A 20,616-nucleotide genomic window follows, 5' to 3' on the forward strand; every position below is an offset into this window, starting at 1 on the left:
TTAAGTTTTTATATATTTATTCATATATTACATCTAATCTATATTAATATCATAAATTACTTATAACTTCAATAAATTTATTAGAATATCCTTTTTATTAAGCAAAGGATCCTTTATAACTTGATCTAATAAAAAACTTAATTTTTCACCTATTTCTTTACCTTTATATCCTAAATCTTTAAGTATTTTACCATCTATCTCTAAACTTTTTATTTCATAACATTCTTTGCTATTTTCTATTTCATCTAATTGCTTAATACACCGTTTAAAAAATTCAACATTATCTTTGTTATTAAAAAATACATTATATATTAGTTTTAATTTAAAAACTTTATTCAATTTTTCATATCCAATATTATTTAAATATCTTTTAATAACTATCTTGTCTATTTTGTCAATATCTTTAATCATATATTCCATAATATCATTGCAGTAATTTATTACTTTATTTGAATATCTTAAATTATTTATAATATTTACCTTTTTTATATTTTCACAATAATACTTATATTTTTCACATTTATCAATGCATTTTAGTATTTCATTTGAAATTAAATAATCTAAAATTATTAATTTATCTAGTAAATTATTATCACAATAACTTAATATATTTATATATTTTTCTAACTCTTTGTAATAATCTCTATTTAAATTACAATGAATTCCTAAATACTTAAATATATTAGTCTTATACAATAGAATTATATTCTGCGGATTATCACTTAATAGAATTTTTGTAAATTCATCATTAATCCTCTCTGTACTTATATTTTTTATTATATATGAATTTTTATATATACCATTTAATGTATTTTCGTCTATATTAAAGCCTAGTTTACTACTAAACCTAATCGCCCTTATCATTCTAAGCCCATCTTCTTTAAATCTTTCATCAGGATTTCCTACTGTCTTTATTATTCTATTTTGTAAATCTTCTAATCCATTAAATTTATCTATTATTCCAAACTGTTTATTATAAGCCATTGCATTTATTGTGAAATCTCTTCGTCTAAGGTCTTCTTCTATGCTCGATGTAAACTCTACAGTTTTAGGCCTTCTATTATTTTCATATTCTCCTTCTATTCGATAAGTAGTTATTTCATATATATTATTATTTAAAATAATAGATACTGTCCCATGTTTTATTCCTGTATCTATTATTTTATAATCTTTAAATATATTCATTATTTCTTTTGGTTTTGCATTAGTTGTAATATCATAATCATTAGGTGTTAAATTAAGTACACTATCTCTAACACATCCACCTACCATAAATGCTTCATACCCATTTTCATATATCATATCTATTAAAAAACTAACATCTTTAGGTATAAATATCTCCATTAAAGAACCTCCTTAATATGCTCTTATATATTAAGTTTTCCTATAACACAATATATTATAATAAAACATAAAAAATTCGCTTCGCTTGAGCGACGTGTCGGCGAAACACTTCATGTCGCCAACGACTTCGTCCGTTGCTTGAGCCACTGCGTGGGCGAAGTATTTCAAAATCTTTTTTACGCTCAAAACCAATTTGTTGATATTACTTACATTCAGAATTTATCCACATTTTTTTAAGTATTATAATATCCTTAAACGTAAAAAATAAAGCCTTCTTATTTCAGAAGGCTTTATTTATATAATTTATTTAACCATACTATGCTCTAATCTTAATTTATCTGCAATCATAGCTATAAACTCAGAGTTTGTTGGTTTTCCTTTAGTATTATGAACTGTATATCCAAATAATTGGTTTATAGTATCAACTTTACCTCTACTCCATGCAACTTCTATCGCATGTCTTATAGCTCTTTCTACTCTACTTGGAGTAGTATTGAACTTCTTAGCTATACTTAGGTATAATTCTTTAGTTACAGCTCCTAAAAGCTCAACATTTTCTATAACCATTTTTATAGCTTCTCTTAAATATAAATATCCTTTTATATGTGCTGGAACCCCTATTTCATGTATTATATTTGTTATTTCAGTCTCTATATTCCCTGCATTTCTTACAAAATCACTTCTAGTCATTTGTATATCCGCATGTGTTCTTGGCTTAGCTTCAATATGATTTGTCTTATTCGTCACTAACTCTCTTATTCTATTTATGAATATGACAAAGTCAAAAGGCTTAACTATATAATAATCTGCACCTAAATTTATAGCAGATTGAGTTATCTTATCTTGACCTACTGCAGATAAAACTATTATTTTTGGCATTTTAGGAAGGTTCATAGAGTTTAATTTTTCTATTACTCCTAAACCATCTAAGTGTGGCATTATAACATCTAATACTAGTAAATCTGGTTGAGTCTTTTTAACTAAATCTAAAGCTTCTATACCATCTTTTGCTATACCTAATATTTCTATATCGCTTTCATTTGATAAATATTCCTTTAATACCTGACAAAAGTCCTTATTATCGTCTGCTAATACTATTTTTATTTTCTCGTTCACTAAAATTCCCCCTATTAATAAAACATTTTATTTTTTATATTTAAATAATATCGAAAGTTTTTCACTTTAAGCATATTCGACATACTAAATTTATATTCCTTCAATCTATTTAAATTTTTAATATTTATTATTACCTTTTTTTACTTATTCTCTAATTTTATCATTTCATCTATAAAAATACCATATCCTTTTTTAGAATTATCTTTAATTACATGAGTTACAGCTCCAATAATCTTATTATTTTGTATTATAGGAGCACCACTCATCCCTTGAATAATACCACCTGTATAATTAATTAATCTATCATCCGTAACTTCTATTGAAATTTGTCTAGTGCTTTGTTTACCTGTTGATATATCATTTATATTTACATCATAGCTTACTATATTTTGGTTTTGATCTTCTAATAATATATACGCTTTTCCTAATTTTATATCTTTTTCACTACCTACTTCCATTAACTGAGTTGATTTTTTCTTTTCTGAATTATATATTCCAGTAATTCCAAAATTAGAATTATATTTAAACTCACCAATTGGGTTTTTTAAATCAAAATCACCATATAAATATCCTGATTTTTTGTTTGTTCCCTTTTCGATATTTAAATTTTTAGGTTCATATATATATCCTTGTTTTATTTTAAGCAACTCATTCGTATCAGAATCTGTTATTGCATGACCAATACCTTTAAACACAGATTCTTGTGGATCATAAAATGTAAGCGTGCCTATTCCTGATATTTTATCCCTTACCCATAATCCTAATCTTTTATTTTCTCCATCCTTTTTTAATTTTATATTTTCATCAATAAACTTTTCATCTCTTATTAAAGTTACCTTAATTTCATCTTTATTGATATCTTCTAATATTCTAGATATATCTTGAACATTTTCAATTTTTATATCATTTATAGCTATTATATTATCGCCCTTTTCTATACCACCTATATACTCTATATCTTCATATCCTATAACTAAAACTCCATCTGTAGTTGCTTTTATACCTACAATCTCTCCTAAAGGATATACATATTTTTTATTCTCAGTTCTCATATTTATAGCTTCTATACTATTACTTAAATACACTCTTTTATAATAATATCCAAATGATATAAAACAACTAATTAAAATTAAAGATACTATAATTTTTTTACCTTTCATATTAACCTCCAACCCTTATATATTATGTATTTATAATTCCATTTATAGTAAATTTTATACAAAAAAAGAAGCCTTATAGGCTTCTTTTTGCTAATTCTATTATTTCAGTAGCATGTTCCATTGTTTTCTCTGTTATATTACTTCCAGCTATAAGTCTTGCTATTTCATCTTTTCTTTGATTATTATCTAACTTCCTTATAGTTGTGAATGTTCTTTCATTTGATGTACTTTTTTCTATGCAATAATGAGTGTCTGCTGTAGCAGCAATTTGCGGTAAATGTGTTATACATATAATTTGTTTTTTCTTACCTATATTACTAAGCTTTTCTCCGACTATCTGAGCTGCTATACCACTTATTCCTGTATCTATTTCATCAAATACTAATGTATCTATTTGGTCAATATCTGCAAGTATCGTCTTAAATGCAAGCATAAATCTAGACATTTCTCCACCTGATGCAACTTTATATATAGGCTTTATATCTTCTCCTAAGTTGAAAGATATCATAAATTCTATATCATCTTGACCTTTTATATTAAATACCGCTTCTTCAAAATTAACCTTGAATACAACATTTTTCATATTTAAACTCTTTAACTCTACTAATAAAACTTCTTCTAACTTTAAAGCTACTTCTTTTCTTGCTCTTGTTAGTTCATCTGCTTTATTTTTAAGAGTTTTTTCAAGTTTTATTATTTCTAATTTTAATTCTTCTACTTTTTCATCTCTATTTAATATTTCTTCTAATCTAGATTTTATTTTTTCATAATATTCAAATATATCTTCTATAGAGTCTCCATATTTTCTTCTTAGATTATTTATTTCATCTACTCTCGATTCGATTTGCTCCAATTCATATGGCTCAAAATCTATATTTTCTTTATAGTTTCTTATTTCTCTCGATATATCCTGAATCTCATACATAATTCTCTCTATATCATTATTATAATCACTTAAAGTTTTATCATATTGAGATATTAAACTAAGTTCTTTTACTGCATTTCCTATTAAATCAACAGAATTTACAGAACCATCATATAAATTCTGATATGCCAAATTGAGATTACTGTATATTTTTTCACTATTTCTATATACATCTCTTTGTTTTAATAAGTCTTCATATTCATCTTTGCTTAAATTTGCAGATTCTATTTCATTTATTTGAAATTTAAGCAAATCTATTTCTCTTTGTATCTGCATATCATCTTTATTTTCAGTTAATATATTTAATGCTTTTTTAACTTCACTATATTCATCATATATATATTTGTATTCTTTTTTATATTTTTCTAACTCAATCTCTCCAAACAGATCTAAGAAATCTAAATGAGTTTCTTTATTGAATAGCGCTTGATTCTGATGTTGTCCATGTATATCTATTAATGTAGATGCGATATCTTTTAATATAGATAATTTAACCGTTCTCCCATTAACTCTAGCAACACTTTTACCATCAGAATATATAACTCTAGTTATTACTAATAAATTATCTTCATCTAGGTCTAAATCATTTTCTTGTAAAACTTTTTTTAAGTTGCTACTTTCTGAATGAAATACAGTTTCTATTACGCCTTTTTCTGCACCCTTTCTTAAAAAGGATCTATCATATTTTTCACCTAGACATAATCCTAGTGCATCTATTATTATAGACTTCCCTGAACCTGTTTCACCAGTTAATATATTTAAATTTTGATCTATTCCTAATCTTAATTCTTCAACTAGTGCACAGTTTTTCATATATAACTCAAGGATCAATTTAAATCCCCCTCTTTTTTATATATTTAATATTTATTTATCTATTTACTTAAATTATGAGAAGCTTCAACTACTTCTAATATTTTTTTATTATGATTTTCTCTATTAAATTCAAAAGGTTCACTTGTAACTTTTAAATGTATTAAGTATTCTATATTACCTTCTGGACCTTTTATAGGAGAATAGTCTAAGTCTAAGATTTCAAACCCATTTTCAACTGCAAAATCCGATATCATTTGTATAACTTCTATATGAGTCGATTTTTCTCTTACTACACCTTTTTTACCAACCTTTTCTCTACCAGCTTCAAATTGTGGCTTTATAAGTGCTACAACTTCTCCATTCTCACGAATAAGTTCCTTGCACTTAGGAAGTACTAATTTTAAGGAAATAAAAGACACATCTATAGAAGCAAAATCCGCGAACTCTTTTGTATCCTCTATTGTAACATGTCTTATATTAGTTCTTTCCATACAAACAACTCTTTCATCCTGTCTTAGTTTCCAAGCAAGTTGTCCATATCCTACATCTATAGAAAATACTTTTGTAGCTCCATTTTGAAGCATGCAATCTGTAAACCCTCCAGTAGATGCACCTATATCCATACATACTTTACCCTCTAATGTTAAGTCGAAGTTTTTCATTGCTTTTTCAAGCTTAAGTCCACCTCTACTTACATAAGGTATTGGATCTCCTTTTACTAGTATATCTGCATCTTCATCAACATCTACACCAGCCTTATCACATCTTTGATTATTTACAAATACAACACCTGCCATTATAGCCTTTTTAGCCCTTTCTCTACTTTCAAAGTAGCCTTTTTCGACTAATAATAAATCTATTCTCTTCTTCATAAGTTTGCCTTTCTAGTTTATAAACTTTTTATTTTCTCTGCTATTTTAATTGGTGATAATCCGATACTATTATATATTTCATCCGCACTTCCGTGAGGTATAAATTCTTCCGGTAAAGCTATATTAGTTATATCTATATCATACTTATTATCTATAATAAATTTATTTATATTGGTTGAAAATCCACCAGTTATCACATTATCTTCTATAGTTACTACTTTTTTATGATCTTTAAATAGTCTATCTAATAATTCTTTATCTATAGGTTTTAAAAATCTAGCATTAACTATAGTTGGATTTATGCCATCTTCTAATAATATATCTCTCGCTTCTAATGCATTTTTTACCATACTTCCAATAGCTAATATAACTATATCTTTTCCTTGACATAATATTTCATAACTGTATAAATTTATAGGATCGTAAGAGCCAACCTCTAAATAGTAACTATTTCCTCTTGGATACCTAATTGCAACTGGTGAGTTTATTTTTAAAGATAATTCTAACATTAAATCTAACTCTTTGCTATCCTTTGGTGCCATTACAGTTATATTAGGTACATTATTTAAGTAGCTTAAATCAAACATTCCATGATGTGTTTCTCCATCATTACCAACAATACCTGCCCTATCTATTAAAAATGTTACCGGCTTACTTGTTATACAAACATCATGTATAATTTGATCATATGCTCTTTGTAAAAATGATGAATATACTGCAAAATAAGGTTTCATACCATTTTTAGCTAACCCTGCAGCAAATGTAGTAGCATGCTGTTCTGCTATTCCAACATCATAGTATCTATTAGGATGATTTTTTTCAAATATATTAAGCCCTGTTCCAGATGGCATAGCTGCAGTTATTGCAACTATATTTTCATTTTCATTTGCCATTTCACTAAGCTTTTGACCAACTTGATTAGATATTGAAACAGAATTAGAAGCTTTTATACCATTTTTTATATCAAACTTTGATACTCCATGGTATTTATCTGGTTGTTCTTCTGCATATCGATACCCCTTACCTTTTTTAGTTATTACATGTAATAGTACTGGTCCTTTTTTAGATTTAGCTTTATTTAAACTCTCTATAATTTCTTTAGTATTATGACCATCTACTGGACCATAATATTTTATCCCTATAGATTCAAATAAAGAACATTCTTGGGGTATAAATTTACTAATAATACTATCTTTAACCTTATTTGCTGTTTTAGATATTATATTACCTCCTGGAGATACTTGTAATATCTTTTCCACTTCATCTTTTACTTTATTAACAGTGGAATTTCTTATTATACTAGATAAATATCTAGACATTCCTCCAACATTTTTATCTATAGACATTTCATTGTCATTTAGAATTATTATCATATCAGTATTTGTATATCCTACATGATTTAATGCCTCAAGCGCCATTCCTCCAGTTATAGACCCATCACCTATTACTGCTATAACATCACTTTCTTCTTTTTTTATATCTCTAGCACAAGCAATCCCTTGAGCGACTGATATAGACGTACTACTATGACCTGTATCAAATATATCATGTTCACATTCAGATTCTTTAGGAAAACCGCTCATTCCATTAAATTGTCTAAGACTTTTGAAATTATCTTTTCTACCTGTAATAATTTTATGCACATAAGATTGATGACCAACATCCCATACAATTTTATCTTTAGGGCTATCAAATACCTTATGTAATGCTAAAGTCAATTCTACCACTCCTAAATTAGATGCTAAATGTCCACCTGTTTGTGATACAGATCTGACTAAAAACTTTCTTATATCTTTTGCTAGCAAATCTAATTCATCTACAGTCATATTTTTTATGTCTTGTGGAGAATTTACTTTGTCTAAATATTTATACATATTCATTCACCTTTTATTGACCAAATTTTGTTCACACTTTTATCTAATGATATTCTTATTTGAACAACTAATTTAACTAAAAATTTTATCTTCATAATATATCTTTCAAACTATCATTTAATAATTATAATATAGTTTAAAAATAACATAAATTTAAGATTATAAGTTTTAATTTTTATTATCTAAAAAAGTCTTCTATGAGAAGACCTTTTCTTTGCATAACTTTGATAAACCTTAAAAATTAATATATCTTAGTATTGACTTAAAAACATTAATTTTATAACAAAATAAAACATAAAAATTATATCATATGTTACATATCTTTTCAATTTATACAAAAACTATAGCTGTTATTATACCTAATATCGCTCCAAATATAACTTCTTTTGGAGTATGTCCGATTAATTCTTTTAATCTTTTTTGTTCTATATGTTTTTTATGATGAAAATCATCTAATATTTGATTTAATATAGCAGCTTGCTTCCCAACAGCTCTTCTAACACCTGAAGCATCATACATTATTATTAATGCAAATACAGTTACTATTGCAAAATCTGTAGAGTTAAATCCTCTTTCAATTCCAACTAATGTAGCTAAGCTTGTTACAAAAGAACTATGTGAGCTTGGCATTCCTCCTGAAGTAAACAATCTTGAAAATTGTATAAATTTTTCTTTACCTGTAAATATTTTAATAAATTGAGCCAAAAAACAAGCAAATATACTTATTCCCAAGACTTTATTACTAAAAATTTGTGAAAAAAAGTTCATTTTTCCTCCTTAATATTCTCTGTCTATTATATAATCCGCTAAATCACTTAAAAACTTAGTTTCTTTATTTATTGAATTTATACTATCTTTAGCCTCTTGTATTAAATCATATGCTATATTCTTTGATTCATCTAAACCAATTAATGATGGATATGTAGATTTGTGATTTTCTATATCACTTCCTACTTTTTTACCTAATTTAGATTCATCACCTACTATATCTAATATATCATCTACGATTTGAAATGATAAACCTATGTTTTTCGCATATTTAGTTATTTTGTCTAATTGTTCTTGTTTAGCATCACCTATTATAGCTCCTGCTCTCATACATCCAATTATTATAGCTGCTGTTTTATTATTATGTATATAGTCTAACTTTTCTTTTGATATTTGTTTATTTTCACTTTGAATATCAACAACCTGTCCACCTATCATACCATATATACCAGAAGTTTTGGCAATTTCATTCATAGCCTTTAAATATTTATTTGGATTTTCTTTATCTATTGAATTTGATAACATAACCTCAAAAGCATAGTTTAAAAGAGCATCTCCAGCAAGTATTGCCATATCTTCTCCATATACTATATGATTTGTTTTTTTACCTCTTCTTAAATCATCATTATCTAGTGCTGGCAAGTCATCATGTATAAGTGAATATGTATGTATCATTTCGATTGCCATAGCAAAAGGTATAACATCTTCTACATTACCGCCTACTACTTTACAAGCTTCCATTGTTAATATTGGTCTTAATCTCTTTCCACCTGCACTTAAACTGTAATTCATAGACTCCATTATAGTTTTTTGGTAACCTTCTTCAGATGGCATATATTCTTTTAATAAACTCTCAACTTGATTTGCCCTTTGTTTTAAGGTTTGTTTAAATTCCATAATTATTCCTCCATAATATTAAAATCTTCTTCTATACCTAACTGACTAAATTTACTTATTTTAAGTTCTGCATTTTCTAAAAGTTTATTACAATGTTTATAAAGCTTTATCCCTTCTTCATATAAACTAAGTGATTCATCTAAACTAGTGTTTTTAGATTCTAATCTTTCTAAAATAGATTCTAGCTTATTATAGGCTTCTTCATATGTCAAATTCATATTTACACCTCTTTACCTTCTATACTTTCTACACTACACTTTATATTTCCATCTTTTAATTTTATATCTAGATTTTCCTTAAGTCTAATTTGTTCTATACTATTTACAATCTCATTATTTTTATGAACTATACTATATCCTCTGTCTAATGTAGCCAAAGGACTTAAGTTATGTAGTATTGTTCCTATATTTTTTAATCTTTCATTTTCTATACTTATAGTATTTTCTATTTCAAAATTTATTTTATCATATATCTTGTCTATTTGTGTTATTTTATCTTTTATTGTGTATAATTTTAAGTAGTTACTTATCTTTTCAAATACATAATCAATTCTATTCTTATCAAAATTAACTTGATTTATCATTGATCTAGTAAGTCTGTTTTTTATATTCTCAAGTTTATATTCTAAATCAACTAAATTTGGAGTAGCTATTTCAGCCGCTGCTGATGGTGTTGGAGCTCTCATATCTGCTACAAAGTCACATATAGTAAAATCTGTTTCATGACCTACTGCAGATATTATCGGTATTTTAGAGTTAAATACCTCTCTTGCTACAATCTCCTCATTAAATGACCAAAGTTCTTCTATAGAACCTCCACCTCTACCAACTATAATTGTATCTACATTATTTTCCTTATTAAAAAATTTAATCCCATCGCATATATCATATTTCGATTGATGTCCTTGCACATTGACTGGGTATAGCTTTATATTTACTTTTGGATATCTTCTTTTTATAACATTAATAATATCTCTTATAACTGCTCCTGTCTCAGATGTAATAACACCTATAGACTTAGGCATAGTGGGTATTGATTTTTTATATTTAATGTCAAATAAACCTTCTTCAGATAATTGTTCTTTAAGTTTGTTGAATTCAATATATAAATTACCTAATCCTTCAATCTCGATATCGTTTATATATAATTGATACGATCCATCTCTTTCATAAAGTGATATATACCCATTAGCTATTACTTTTGAACCGTTACCTAGCTGCAAATCTTTATTATAATTATTCTTAAATATAACACAATTTATCTTAGATTTTTCATCTTTTAAAGATAAGTACACATTACCACTACTATGTACTTTTAAATTTGATATTTCTCCTTTTACTTTCAAGTTATATAAAATTGCATCATTAGTTAGTACTCTCTTTATATATGAGTTAACTTCGCTTATTTCTAAAGCTCTCAATTTCATATTTATCAACCCCTATTATAGCACATCCACATGCATTGTCTGTTGAGTATTCTGGCTTAGTAAAGTATAAATATATTTTTTCTCTTCTTAACTTTGTACTTAAATTAGTACGTATATACTTACTCGCAGCTACTCCTCCACAAAATACTACTTCATTTATATTGTATAACTTACTTATATAAATTAAAGACTTATACATATTTCTAACCACTGCATCTAGAACCAATTTAGATATATATTTACAATCCTCTGAATCTATTATCTTATTTATTTGATTTTCAAGCCCAGATAAATTCATATATCCATCTTTTACTGAAGTTTTAAGCCCATTTAAAATCTTTCTTTCACAATCTAGTGCATTTTTATCTATATATTTACCTGCTGGAAATCTATATCCTAATTTAACACCTATCCTGTCTATAAGTTGACCAAAACTTATGTCTTTTGTTCCACCAACTATTTCTATATTGTATTCTAGCGAATTCTTATTTCTACTCAATAATAGTATTTCTGTTGTCCCACCTGACATATGTACAGATAAAAATCTATCCCTATTAGTTATTTTACTATTTAATAAACTAGCTTCAATATGATTTTCTTGATGAGTAGTTTTATAAAATTTACAATTTAGCGAATTAGCCATAACCTTTCCAAAATTATAACCTACTGTAAATACCGGCATATAAGAATTTTCTATTGGTCTTGGCTTTTTAGATGCACAAACTCCTACTATATTATAATTATCATGTAATGATTTTAATTTTTCGCTAAGCTCTCCTAAGTTATTTATATGTTGAAATACTCCCTCACTTTGCCTTAATCCATTTGAATTTTCCTTAACATTTAACATTATCTTTTCATTCAAAATAATGCTTTTTTCTAAAGATATAGCTGCTATAGAAGTTGTATAGCAGCTAGTATCAATTCCAATTATTATATTATTTTGTTTCAAACTCATTTACAACACTACCTAATATTCCATTTATAAACTTAGGAGCTTTATCATCACAGTAAAGTTTTGCTAACTCTATTGCTTCATTTATAGAAACTTTACTTGGTATTTCTTGTATAAATATTAATTCACATATAGCAAGCCTTAATATAGATAAATCCACCTTAGGCATTCTATTTACCGACCAATTATTTGCATATTTATTTATTAACTCATCTATCTTATCTTTATTTTCTTTTAAATTTTCACATATTGTATTCATGTATTCTCTATCTACCGCATCATCTAATTGTATATTATCAAGTTCTACATTTGGATTATTTGAATATTGTAGTCTAAGTTCTTCATATCTATTTATTATATATTCAAGATTGTCATTTAAAAATATATCTAATCTTTCTTCTATATTTTCTATATCCTCTTTATTCATTTCTATTTGATATATTAATTTCATAATATATTCTCTACTAGTTACTTTTCTCGCCTTATCACTTTTCATTAGTTGTAATCCTCCTTCAGGTTTATTATGCACATATTAAACAATAAAAAAACCCCTGATTTTTCAGAGGTTTTTTATTAACTTTTTTTAGATTGTTTAGCTTCTTCTTTTTCAGCTTTTTCTTTTTTAAAGCTGATTCCTTGAACATGTATATTTACTTGAGAAACTTTAAGACCTGTCATTGTCTCAACAGTATTTTTTACATTTTCTTGAATTTTTAAAGCTATATCTGGTATAGATACACCATAATCTATCATAACCATTACGTCTAAGCTAACTTCCTCTTCTTCTATTTGTATCTTTACACCATTGTTTTTAAGTATTTTATCTGTAAATGTTGTATTAGTCTCTACACCTTCTACTTCTAAAGCTGCAAGACCTGCTATTGTAGCAACTACATCATTAGATATTTTTACTTGTCCAAAATTGTTATTTTCCATTGCAAATACTACCCCCTTATTTTAAGGAACTATATTTATATATATAATAATACCAAATACAACTCTACTTTGCAAGAAAATAACCTCAGTTATTTTCTGAGGTTATTATATATATAATATCCTTTAATTTTTATTATTATTCATTAACTTTATATTTTCATATTTTACATCAGCTTGTTCTGCAACTAAATCAAATATTTTAGCAGCATCTGCTTCGTCTAATTTTTCTTCACTTACAACTACATTGACTTTTCCCTCACTTATGTACACTAATGCATTCTCAAATCCTTTAGTACTTAATAGATCTTCTATTTTTAACTCTACGTCTTGGTCTTTAACTAATTGTAACTTCATTGCAGATGCTTCTTTTCTAGCCTCTTCAGATGTAGATGGGTTATTTATCATCTCATTTAAGTCTTGAGTTAAGCTATTTCTTTGCTTTTCTCTAGTCATTTTCATATCTAGTATATAAGTAGCTTTTTTCATATTTTGCGCTGATGTAAGTTGCTTTTCTATTTGCTTACTAGCTTCTGTAACTTTTTCCTCAACTTGACTTTCTTTACTATCAACTACTTTAACATCTTCTTTCTCATTTGTATCCATATTTTTTTCATTTTGAGCTTGTTCATATGCTGTAAATTCTCTCGAAGTTTCTAATAAAGACTTTCTGCTTAATTGATAATTTACAGTTCCTACTACAACTAACATTGCCGCTAAAGTTACTACTACAAATCCTCTTCCCTTATAATTAAATTTCATTTTTATCCCCCCAAGTTTATTTTAATATTTTTATTTACTATATATCTCTACTTGATGCCCTTGTACTTGTAACGCTGTTTGTACTGCGCTATAAAGTGTTTCTTTTACAGTAAGATCTTTAGCTCCAGTTGATACTACTATTACACCATTAATTTTAGGTTGATTAGTTTTTATAACTATAGGTTCATTTGAACTTGATGTTATCATTGTTTTATTTTCACTAGATGTTGTAACTGTTCTTTCTCCACCTTGTTTATCTACTTCCTTTGTCTCTTCCGTTGTAGTATTAGTATTAAAAGCTGGTTGAATTTCTTCACTTGATTCATATGTAATCATAACATCTACTTCTCCAGCACCTTCAATTTGTGATAATATATTTTTAAGCTTTTCTTCTAATGTAGATTTTGATGATTCATTACTTAAATCTTCCTGAGTTATTTCATTATTACTTTCACCTTTACTTGCTGTTTCTTTATCTTCTAGACCTGATATAGCTATAAGAGCAATGCCACAAATTACTGCTAGAGATAATAGCGAGTATATCTTTTTTTTATCCTTTTCGTTTAGATTCTTAAACATCTCCTCATCCCCTATTAATCAATTTCTATAGTTTCAATTGATACATCAAGTATTTTTACCAAATCTTCCTTTAGTTCTTCTTTGCTTAAATTTAAACTATGTTTAGTATTTTCTTGTTCATCATCTTCATTAAATACTTGTTTCGATTTTTCATTTTCTTTAGATTGTATGTCCTCATTTTTACTTTTATTACTATTATTTTTTTCCTTCACAGTTATTTTTCCAATCTCATTTCCTTCAAGCTCTATATCATCTAATTCATATCCATATTCATCTAATTTTAATTTTAAAACTTCTTTTAGACCATCCTCATACCCTTTTGATAAGCTACTATTTCCTGTTTTATCTGCTAGTCCATTTATACTATCTACATATTTCTTATTATATTCATTCATATACTTTAGTACTTTATCTTCTAAAGACATATTTTTTGAAAAAAAGTTTGCTATTGGGCTTAAAATTATAAAAACAAATATGAAATTAACAACTAAATTTATATATGGTTTCATTTTAGAAGACGGTAAAATCATATCAACTATATTAACTATAAATGCTCCTATCAAAACCGTTACAATCCATGTTTTTATACTTTCTAACAAATTATCACCTATCCTCCCGAAACTACGCTTATAGATGTTAATATAGCTATCGTTACAAAAAACATTATTATTATAGCTATTATGCATGCAAGCAATATCATCATTAAATTTGCTACTTCATTTAAAAAACTTGATATACTATCTTCTCCTATAGGCTCTACAACTATTGCAGATGCTTTATATACTAATATTATTGATGTTATTTTTATAATTGGAACCAAGCATATTCCCACTAAGACTATTAAACCTATTCCACCGAATACCCCTTTTATAAGTTGAGAAGATGATAATAAAATATCTACAGAATCTGATACAAATCCTCCAACTACTGGAATAAAGTTTCCTATTGCAAACTTAGCTGTTTTTACAGTGAAATTATCAACACTAGTTACATACAGTCCCTGAATCGATACTAATCCTAAATATATAGTGAACATAGCACCTATACATACTAAGTTTATTTGTTTTATAAATGATGATAATTTTTTAAGTTTTATATTTTTAGATATATTGTTAACTACTAATATTGCAAAAGCAACAGATATTGATACGAATATGAATTGTTTAAAAATAACATTTATAAATGCTACTCCTCCTATAAATATAGGATTTAATACTGTTGATGTTATCGGGCATCCCATAAGCGCAAGAAGTGCTATTAGTATTGGCATTATAACCTGCATAATACCTATAGTTGAATCTATAGTATTGTTGCAAATTTCTAATACATCTTTAAACCCAATTAGTGTAAGCGAAACCATCGTTACAAATACTATGTACGTTGTTATCTGACTTATTGCATTTGATGAAAAAGAATTATCTAAACTCTTTAAAAGTGATGATAATAGTGCTAAAACTAATATTATCATTGATACTTTTATACTGCTCTTTAATTCGTCAAAGAAAATCATCTTTATGTTTTCTTTATCAAATAAATCTAATATATTCTTATCACCTTTTATCAAGTCTTTTATAAATATTTTTAAATCAATATCATCTATAGTAGATGATTCTTTTATATACTTTTGTATCTCTTCTAAATCTATTTTCCCTAACTGATTATCTATATATGAATCTATACTTTTCTTAGTTTCATTATAATCTTCTGTATCATCTTCATTTGCAAAAGATACGGAAAAAGATCCTATGATTATTAAAATAGTAATTAGTATTTTTAAATATATTTTTTTCATAAGTTATAATTCTCCTATGGGATAATATCTAACACCATTTCTACTATTGATAAAAGTATAGGGAATGACATTGTCATTACTATTATCTTGCCTCCAAACTCAAGCTTAGATGCTATAGTTCCTTCCCCACAATCTTTACAAAGTTGTATTGCAAATTCCATAAGATATGCTATGCCGATTAATTTTATTATCAAAGTTATATATACACTTGGTATATTAGCTTTATTCGCTAAATTATTTATACTTTCAATTATAAAACCTAATTTAAATATTACAGATGATAATATAACTACTCCTGTAAGTATTCCTATAAACATCGCTATCTCTGGTCTATCTTTCTTGATTACCAAACAAAGTGTTGTTGATATAATTGCAATACCTATAATTTGCATTACTTCCAATATATCTCCCCCCTATTTAGTAAAGTTGAAACATTGTTTTTACTGTATTAAATAACGCACTTATTTCAGTTAATACCATGCTTAATACTATTATCACACCTGCTAGTGTAGTAAATGTTGCCCAGTCTTTTCTATCTGTTTTTTCTAAAACCATATTAAGAATTGATATTAATAAACCTATTCCCGCAACTTTTATTATCAATGATATATCCATACTCAACCTCCTAAATTAAAATTATTCCTATTATTATTCCTACAATAGTTGCTAATTTTCTATATACTATACCCTTTTGTTTTATATCTTCTTTTGTCTCTCCAGTTATTTTTTTTAGATTTTCAATAGATAAATCTATCATCCTTGATTGAGACTCTATATCACTTTTCCCAAGAGTAAATATAAGTTTCTTTAATTCATTAATCTCCTTATCTTGTAAATAAGTTTCTTTTATTAATATCTGAATACTATCATTTAATATTTCATCTAACACCTTATATGAGTTATTATGTAATTCATTTTCTAACCTTTTAAAAAAATTAGAGGTACAAAATTCTTCCTTATCCCCTAATCGCTTAAAAATCTCTTCCAATGTATATAATCCAAACGACAAGTCCATCCTCATTATCTCTAATATTCTTATTAGGTCATTAACCTCTTTATGCCTTTTTGTATAAGCTTTATATATATATTCTCCTATTAAATAACTACAAACTATTAAAACACCAATTATAAAAATTTTAATTTGCAAAATACCATCTCTTTTCTTCTAAATCATATATTTTTTCAATTGTTCCTGGTCCTTTTTTAGAAGATAGTATTATAACTTTTTTAAATAATTCACTATCTAATAAATTACTTAGTTCTTTTCTATTTCTTATATCGTCGATTGAATCTCCATGAACTGTGGTTATTAAACTTACACCACCATTCAAAGCAGTATATAAAGCTTTTATTTCATCCATATTTCCTATTTCATCAGTAACTATAACATTAGGAGACATAGACCTTAAAAGCATCATAATTCCTATATCCTTAGGACATGTTTCTATTACATCAGTTCTAATACCCACATCCATTTGAGGTACTCCTAAGTAAGATCCTGATATCTCATTACGTTCATCTATTAAAGCAACCTTCATACCACTAAATAAAAATTCTTCATTTCCATTGCTTATATTTCTTACAATATCCCTTATTAAAGTGGTTTTCCCACATTGAGGAGGCGATATTATCAAAGTATTATTAATTTTGTCCTTGCCTTTTATAATATGCTTTAAAACTTTATCTGAACATCCTAAAACTTCTCTTGAAATTCTTATATTTAACGAAGATATATGTTTTATATTTTTAACTTGTCCATCTTCTATAATGGTTTTTCCAACTATCCCAACTCTATGTCCTCCCCTAAGAGTTATAAAACCCTTTTTTATATCATCAATAAAAGAATGAATTGAGTATTTGCACATTATCTGAAATGTTTGCTCTATATCATCTTTACTAACAATATATGGATTGTCCATATTTAAATCTAATTTATTTAATCTAGTATTATAAAAATAATCCTTATTATTTGAATTTACTATTAATGGCTTTAAAGATCTTAGTCTTATTTCCTCTATGTTTACATTATCTCTTGATATACTTTTTATCATTTCTCTTAAGTTAATCGAAAGTGAGTTTATAACTTCTTCTGAAATTTTACTCATACCTTGTCCTCCTCTCTTGTTTATATAATCATTATATTTATGATATAAGTAAAATATTACTTATTTTTTATAAAAATTTACTTAATATAAGTTATTGTATATTACATACATATATTTAAAAAAGTTTTTTTAATAATCTTTTACAACTGATAAATTATCCTATAAATATAAATAAAGCCTAGTAATTTTTCTAAATTACTAGGCTTTATTTATATTTAAGTACCTATATAATATCTGTTTACAACTTTTCAACTTAGTTAATATAAGTATATATACTATTTATCTCCGGGTTGATTTTTTTCTAAAAATTCTTCTATTTCCTTAACTACATTCCCTTTTACAAACTTTATCCCTTGATTTATAGCATTTTTTATAGCTTTTGAATCTGAGCTTCCATGAGCTTTTATAACTCCTCCATTAACCCCTAAAAGCGGTGCTCCACCATATTCAGAATAATCCATGTAACCCTTTAATTTTTTTAAATCATCTTTTATAAGCATAGCACCTAACTTTCCTTTTGTGCTACTTAATAATGTTTCTTTTATAAGTTTCATTACAGACATAGCTACACCTTCTGTTGATTTTAACAATATATTCCCTGTGAATCCATCGCAAACTATTATGTCTGTATGTGCATTTATAACATCTCTTGCTTCTATATTACCGATAAAGTTTAAATCTAAGTTCTTTAATTCTTCATAAGACTTTTTAACTAAATCATTTCCTTTACCTTCTTCTATACCTATATTAGCTAATGCCACCTTAGGATTATTTATTTGTAATACCTTACTTGCATATATATTACTCATGCCAGCAAATTGAACCAAGTTAATAGGTTTACAGTCTGCATTAGCTCCACCGTCTGCTATAATAGTCATCCCTCTTTTTACATTTGGTAAAGCTGGGCATAAACATGGTCTATCTATACCTTTTATTCTTCCTACTACAAATACACCTCCTGCAAGTACTGCACCAGTATTTCCAGCCGATATAAAGGCTTGTGCCTTACCTTCCTTAACAAGTCTAAGTCCAACTACCATAGATGAATCTTTTTTACTTCTAATCGCTTTTACTGGCTTATCCTCATTTTCTATAACTTCAGTAGTATGTACTATTTCTAATTTACTTTTATCAAAATCATAATTGGATAATTCTTTTTCAAGTAAATCTTTATCTCCAGTTATTATTATATCTACATTATATTCCTTTATAGCATTTACTACACCTTCTATATTTGACTTTGGTGCATTATCTCCACCCATACCATCTACTACAATTCTCATAGATATTCCTCCTAACTTAAATTTATATACAAGTAATTATTACCTTTATAAAAATATATTTAAATTATTGATAAATACTAATAGTAGTATGCTATATTATTATAAAATTATCAATATATTATATATTTTTATTTTAAAGCAAAAAAAACATGTAGAATACATTCTACATGTTTTAGAAGTTATTATTCAGATACAACTTCTTTACCTTTATAATATCCGCAATCTGGACACACTCTATGTGGTAATTTTGGCTCATGACATTGTGGACAACTTACGAATCCAGTTGCTACCATTTTAGAGTTAGCTGCTCTTCTCATTTTAGTTTTTGATTTAGATGTTTTACGCTTTGGTACTGCCATTTACGCCACCTCCTTAGTCATTTTTAAATATATCTTTTAATTTAGCAAAACGGGGATCTATGATCTCCTCGTCGTTCGCACTTTCATTACAAGAACAAGCTTCTATATTTAAGTTTGCTCCGCATCCTTGACAAAGCCCTTTACAATCTTCTTTACAAAGAACACTTGCAGGTATTTTGAAATCTAATGTCTGCTCTATTATATCAACAAAATCTACTTCTTGTCCATCAAATATTAATGCATCATCATCTTCAAATTCATCTTCATCAAAGCCTTCTTTAACTAAAAAACCTTGTATAGAATATTCTATTGGTACTTCTACCTCATCTAAACATCTTGAACAATTGTCAATAAGTATAAAGTCAACATCTATATCTAAGTATAAACCCTTATTAGTATTAGATACTTTACCTTTTATATTTATTGGTGAGGATAGTTTATAACTATTATTACAATAATTAATAGTATCAATTTTTTGAGAAAAATTCAAGTCTAATTTGTCAGTTTCTCTTCTAATTAGTTTGTCTAGATTTATCTTCATCAGATTCACCTCAATACATTACCAATTTATTATACAAATTTGGCTTTTGTTTGTCAAGTATTTTTACTTGATAGATATTTTTGCCATTAATATTGTATATCTACAAAATATA

General features: G+C 26.6%; 24 protein-coding genes. All 24 read right to left on the bottom strand.

Annotation, left to right across the window (positions count from 1 at the left end; translation table 11 throughout):
* Positions 1 to 60: 60 nt before the first annotated feature.
* The 24 genes from CRIB_RS08855 to CRIB_RS08970 all read right to left on the bottom strand — a co-directional run bounded on the left by CRIB_RS08855 (position 61) and on the right by CRIB_RS08970 (position 20,504).
* On the bottom strand, positions 61 to 1,344 hold the full coding sequence (locus CRIB_RS08855; RefSeq protein WP_180702019.1) for a CCA tRNA nucleotidyltransferase: 1,284 nt from the start codon (positions 1,342 to 1,344) through the stop codon (positions 61 to 63).
* Between the two features lie 303 nt (positions 1,345 to 1,647).
* The gene (gene spo0A / locus CRIB_RS08860; protein WP_180703707.1) at positions 1,648 to 2,475 is read right to left on the bottom strand and encodes a sporulation transcription factor Spo0A; all 828 of its coding nucleotides are present in this window, start codon (positions 2,473 to 2,475) and stop codon (positions 1,648 to 1,650) included.
* Between the two features lie 125 nt (positions 2,476 to 2,600).
* Positions 2,601 to 3,620, bottom strand: a complete 1,020-nt coding sequence (locus tag CRIB_RS08865; protein WP_180702020.1) for a SpoIVB peptidase S55 domain-containing protein — start codon at positions 3,618 to 3,620, stop codon at positions 2,601 to 2,603.
* 73 nt (positions 3,621 to 3,693) lie between these two features.
* Positions 3,694 to 5,376 (bottom strand): DNA repair protein RecN, encoded by a 1,683-nt coding sequence (gene recN, locus CRIB_RS08870; RefSeq protein ID WP_180702021.1) that lies wholly within the window; start codon positions 5,374 to 5,376, stop codon positions 3,694 to 3,696.
* A 41-nt stretch (positions 5,377 to 5,417) separates the two neighbouring features.
* Positions 5,418 to 6,230 carry a TlyA family RNA methyltransferase gene (locus CRIB_RS08875; protein ID WP_180702022.1) on the bottom strand — a complete coding sequence of 271 codons (813 nt, stop codon included), beginning with the start codon at positions 6,228 to 6,230 and terminating at the stop codon, positions 5,418 to 5,420.
* A 17-nt stretch (positions 6,231 to 6,247) separates the two neighbouring features.
* Positions 6,248 to 8,104, bottom strand: coding sequence for a 1-deoxy-D-xylulose-5-phosphate synthase (gene dxs, locus CRIB_RS08880; protein ID WP_180702023.1), 1,857 nt, complete (start codon positions 8,102 to 8,104; stop codon positions 6,248 to 6,250).
* Positions 8,105 to 8,434: 330 nt separating this feature from the next.
* On the bottom strand, positions 8,435 to 8,872 hold the full coding sequence (locus tag CRIB_RS08885; protein ID WP_180702024.1) for a divergent PAP2 family protein: 438 nt from the start codon (positions 8,870 to 8,872) through the stop codon (positions 8,435 to 8,437).
* A 9-nt stretch (positions 8,873 to 8,881) separates the two neighbouring features.
* The gene (locus CRIB_RS08890; protein WP_180702025.1) at positions 8,882 to 9,769 is read right to left on the bottom strand and encodes a polyprenyl synthetase family protein; all 888 of its coding nucleotides are present in this window, start codon (positions 9,767 to 9,769) and stop codon (positions 8,882 to 8,884) included.
* 2 nt (positions 9,770 to 9,771) lie between these two features.
* The gene (gene xseB / locus CRIB_RS08895) at positions 9,772 to 9,987 is read right to left on the bottom strand and encodes an exodeoxyribonuclease VII small subunit (RefSeq protein ID WP_180702026.1); all 216 of its coding nucleotides are present in this window, start codon (positions 9,985 to 9,987) and stop codon (positions 9,772 to 9,774) included.
* A gap of 2 nt (positions 9,988 to 9,989) precedes the next feature.
* On the bottom strand, positions 9,990 to 11,195 hold the full coding sequence (gene xseA, locus CRIB_RS08900; protein ID WP_180702027.1) for an exodeoxyribonuclease VII large subunit: 1,206 nt from the start codon (positions 11,193 to 11,195) through the stop codon (positions 9,990 to 9,992).
* Positions 11,161 to 12,153: an O-sialoglycoprotein endopeptidase gene (locus CRIB_RS08905; protein WP_180702028.1), complete on the bottom strand. Its 993-nt coding sequence runs from the start codon at positions 12,151 to 12,153 to the stop codon at positions 11,161 to 11,163. Before CRIB_RS08905 ends, xseA begins: the two co-directional genes overlap by 35 nt.
* Positions 12,134 to 12,646, bottom strand: a complete 513-nt coding sequence (gene nusB, locus CRIB_RS08910) for a transcription antitermination factor NusB (protein ID WP_180702029.1) — start codon at positions 12,644 to 12,646, stop codon at positions 12,134 to 12,136. Before nusB ends, CRIB_RS08905 begins: the two co-directional genes overlap by 20 nt.
* A 77-nt stretch (positions 12,647 to 12,723) precedes the next feature.
* Complete coding sequence (locus tag CRIB_RS08915; protein ID WP_180702030.1) at positions 12,724 to 13,086, bottom strand: Asp23/Gls24 family envelope stress response protein; 363 nt, start codon at positions 13,084 to 13,086, stop codon at positions 12,724 to 12,726.
* Between the two features lie 123 nt (positions 13,087 to 13,209).
* Positions 13,210 to 13,845 (bottom strand): SpoIIIAH-like family protein, encoded by a 636-nt coding sequence (locus tag CRIB_RS08920; protein WP_180702031.1) that lies wholly within the window; start codon positions 13,843 to 13,845, stop codon positions 13,210 to 13,212.
* Between the two features lie 30 nt (positions 13,846 to 13,875).
* Positions 13,876 to 14,424 (bottom strand): stage III sporulation protein AG, encoded by a 549-nt coding sequence (locus CRIB_RS08925; protein WP_180702032.1) that lies wholly within the window; start codon positions 14,422 to 14,424, stop codon positions 13,876 to 13,878.
* 14 nt (positions 14,425 to 14,438) lie between these two features.
* On the bottom strand, positions 14,439 to 15,023 hold the full coding sequence (locus CRIB_RS08930) for a stage III sporulation protein AF (RefSeq protein WP_180702033.1): 585 nt from the start codon (positions 15,021 to 15,023) through the stop codon (positions 14,439 to 14,441).
* An 8-nt stretch (positions 15,024 to 15,031) separates the two neighbouring features.
* Positions 15,032 to 16,216, bottom strand: a complete 1,185-nt coding sequence (spoIIIAE, locus tag CRIB_RS08935; RefSeq protein ID WP_180702034.1) for a stage III sporulation protein AE — start codon at positions 16,214 to 16,216, stop codon at positions 15,032 to 15,034.
* A gap of 14 nt (positions 16,217 to 16,230) precedes the next feature.
* Positions 16,231 to 16,608: a stage III sporulation protein AD gene (gene spoIIIAD, locus CRIB_RS08940; protein WP_243633606.1), complete on the bottom strand. Its 378-nt coding sequence runs from the start codon at positions 16,606 to 16,608 to the stop codon at positions 16,231 to 16,233.
* Between the two features lie 25 nt (positions 16,609 to 16,633).
* Entirely contained in the window at positions 16,634 to 16,831 is a 198-nt protein-coding gene (gene spoIIIAC / locus CRIB_RS08945) for a stage III sporulation protein AC (RefSeq protein WP_180702036.1), read from the bottom strand.
* A 10-nt stretch (positions 16,832 to 16,841) separates the two neighbouring features.
* Entirely contained in the window at positions 16,842 to 17,363 is a 522-nt protein-coding gene (locus CRIB_RS08950; protein WP_180702037.1) for a stage III sporulation protein AB, read from the bottom strand.
* Positions 17,353 to 18,321, bottom strand: coding sequence for a stage III sporulation protein AA (gene spoIIIAA, locus CRIB_RS08955; RefSeq protein WP_180702038.1), 969 nt, complete (start codon positions 18,319 to 18,321; stop codon positions 17,353 to 17,355). The genes CRIB_RS08950 and spoIIIAA overlap by 11 nt, the downstream gene beginning before the upstream one ends.
* 275 nt (positions 18,322 to 18,596) lie before the next feature.
* Positions 18,597 to 19,604 carry a phosphate acyltransferase PlsX gene (plsX, locus tag CRIB_RS08960; protein WP_180702039.1) on the bottom strand — a complete coding sequence of 336 codons (1,008 nt, stop codon included), beginning with the start codon at positions 19,602 to 19,604 and terminating at the stop codon, positions 18,597 to 18,599.
* Positions 19,605 to 19,786: 182 nt separating this feature from the next.
* Positions 19,787 to 19,963 carry a 50S ribosomal protein L32 gene (rpmF, locus tag CRIB_RS08965; protein WP_071119670.1) on the bottom strand — a complete coding sequence of 59 codons (177 nt, stop codon included), beginning with the start codon at positions 19,961 to 19,963 and terminating at the stop codon, positions 19,787 to 19,789.
* Between the two features lie 13 nt (positions 19,964 to 19,976).
* Positions 19,977 to 20,504, bottom strand: a complete 528-nt coding sequence (locus CRIB_RS08970) for a YceD family protein (protein WP_180702040.1) — start codon at positions 20,502 to 20,504, stop codon at positions 19,977 to 19,979.
* Positions 20,505 to 20,616: the final 112 nt, after the last annotated feature.

Origin of the sequence: Romboutsia ilealis, assembly GCF_900015215.1 — a bacterium.
GTDB lineage: Bacteria > Bacillota > Clostridia > Peptostreptococcales > Peptostreptococcaceae > Romboutsia > Romboutsia ilealis.

What these genes read in the sequence shown, in the direction of transcription:
- CRIB_RS08855 (WP_180702019.1), bottom strand. Translation starts at nt 1,344, where the DNA reads ATGGAGATATTTATACCTAAAGATGTTAGTTTTTTAATAGATATGATA.
- CRIB_RS08865 (WP_180702020.1), bottom strand. Translation starts at nt 3,620, where the DNA reads ATGAAAGGTAAAAAAATTATAGTATCTTTAATTTTAATTAGTTGTTTT.
- CRIB_RS08875 (WP_180702022.1), bottom strand. Translation starts at nt 6,230, where the DNA reads ATGAAGAAGAGAATAGATTTATTATTAGTCGAAAAAGGCTACTTTGAA.
- dxs (WP_180702023.1), bottom strand. Translation starts at nt 8,104, where the DNA reads ATGTATAAATATTTAGACAAAGTAAATTCTCCACAAGACATAAAAAAT.
- CRIB_RS08885 (WP_180702024.1), bottom strand. Translation starts at nt 8,872, where the DNA reads ATGAACTTTTTTTCACAAATTTTTAGTAATAAAGTCTTGGGAATAAGT.
- CRIB_RS08890 (WP_180702025.1), bottom strand. Translation starts at nt 9,769, where the DNA reads ATGGAATTTAAACAAACCTTAAAACAAAGGGCAAATCAAGTTGAGAGT.
- xseB (WP_180702026.1), bottom strand. Translation starts at nt 9,987, where the DNA reads ATGAATTTGACATATGAAGAAGCCTATAATAAGCTAGAATCTATTTTA.
- xseA (WP_180702027.1), bottom strand. Translation starts at nt 11,195, where the DNA reads ATGAAATTGAGAGCTTTAGAAATAAGCGAAGTTAACTCATATATAAAG.
- CRIB_RS08905 (WP_180702028.1), bottom strand. Translation starts at nt 12,153, where the DNA reads ATGAGTTTGAAACAAAATAATATAATAATTGGAATTGATACTAGCTGC.
- nusB (WP_180702029.1), bottom strand. Translation starts at nt 12,646, where the DNA reads ATGAAAAGTGATAAGGCGAGAAAAGTAACTAGTAGAGAATATATTATG.
- CRIB_RS08915 (WP_180702030.1), bottom strand. Translation starts at nt 13,086, where the DNA reads ATGGAAAATAACAATTTTGGACAAGTAAAAATATCTAATGATGTAGTT.
- CRIB_RS08920 (WP_180702031.1), bottom strand. Translation starts at nt 13,845, where the DNA reads ATGAAATTTAATTATAAGGGAAGAGGATTTGTAGTAGTAACTTTAGCG.
- CRIB_RS08925 (WP_180702032.1), bottom strand. Translation starts at nt 14,424, where the DNA reads ATGTTTAAGAATCTAAACGAAAAGGATAAAAAAAAGATATACTCGCTA.
- spoIIIAE (WP_180702034.1), bottom strand. Translation starts at nt 16,216, where the DNA reads ATGAAAAAAATATATTTAAAAATACTAATTACTATTTTAATAATCATA.
- spoIIIAD (WP_243633606.1), bottom strand. Translation starts at nt 16,608, where the DNA reads ATGCAAATTATAGGTATTGCAATTATATCAACAACACTTTGTTTGGTA.
- spoIIIAC (WP_180702036.1), bottom strand. Translation starts at nt 16,831, where the DNA reads ATGGATATATCATTGATAATAAAAGTTGCGGGAATAGGTTTATTAATA.
- spoIIIAA (WP_180702038.1), bottom strand. Translation starts at nt 18,321, where the DNA reads ATGAGTAAAATTTCAGAAGAAGTTATAAACTCACTTTCGATTAACTTA.
- plsX (WP_180702039.1), bottom strand. Translation starts at nt 19,604, where the DNA reads ATGAGAATTGTAGTAGATGGTATGGGTGGAGATAATGCACCAAAGTCA.
- rpmF (WP_071119670.1), bottom strand. Translation starts at nt 19,963, where the DNA reads ATGGCAGTACCAAAGCGTAAAACATCTAAATCAAAAACTAAAATGAGA.
- CRIB_RS08970 (WP_180702040.1), bottom strand. Translation starts at nt 20,504, where the DNA reads ATGAAGATAAATCTAGACAAACTAATTAGAAGAGAAACTGACAAATTA.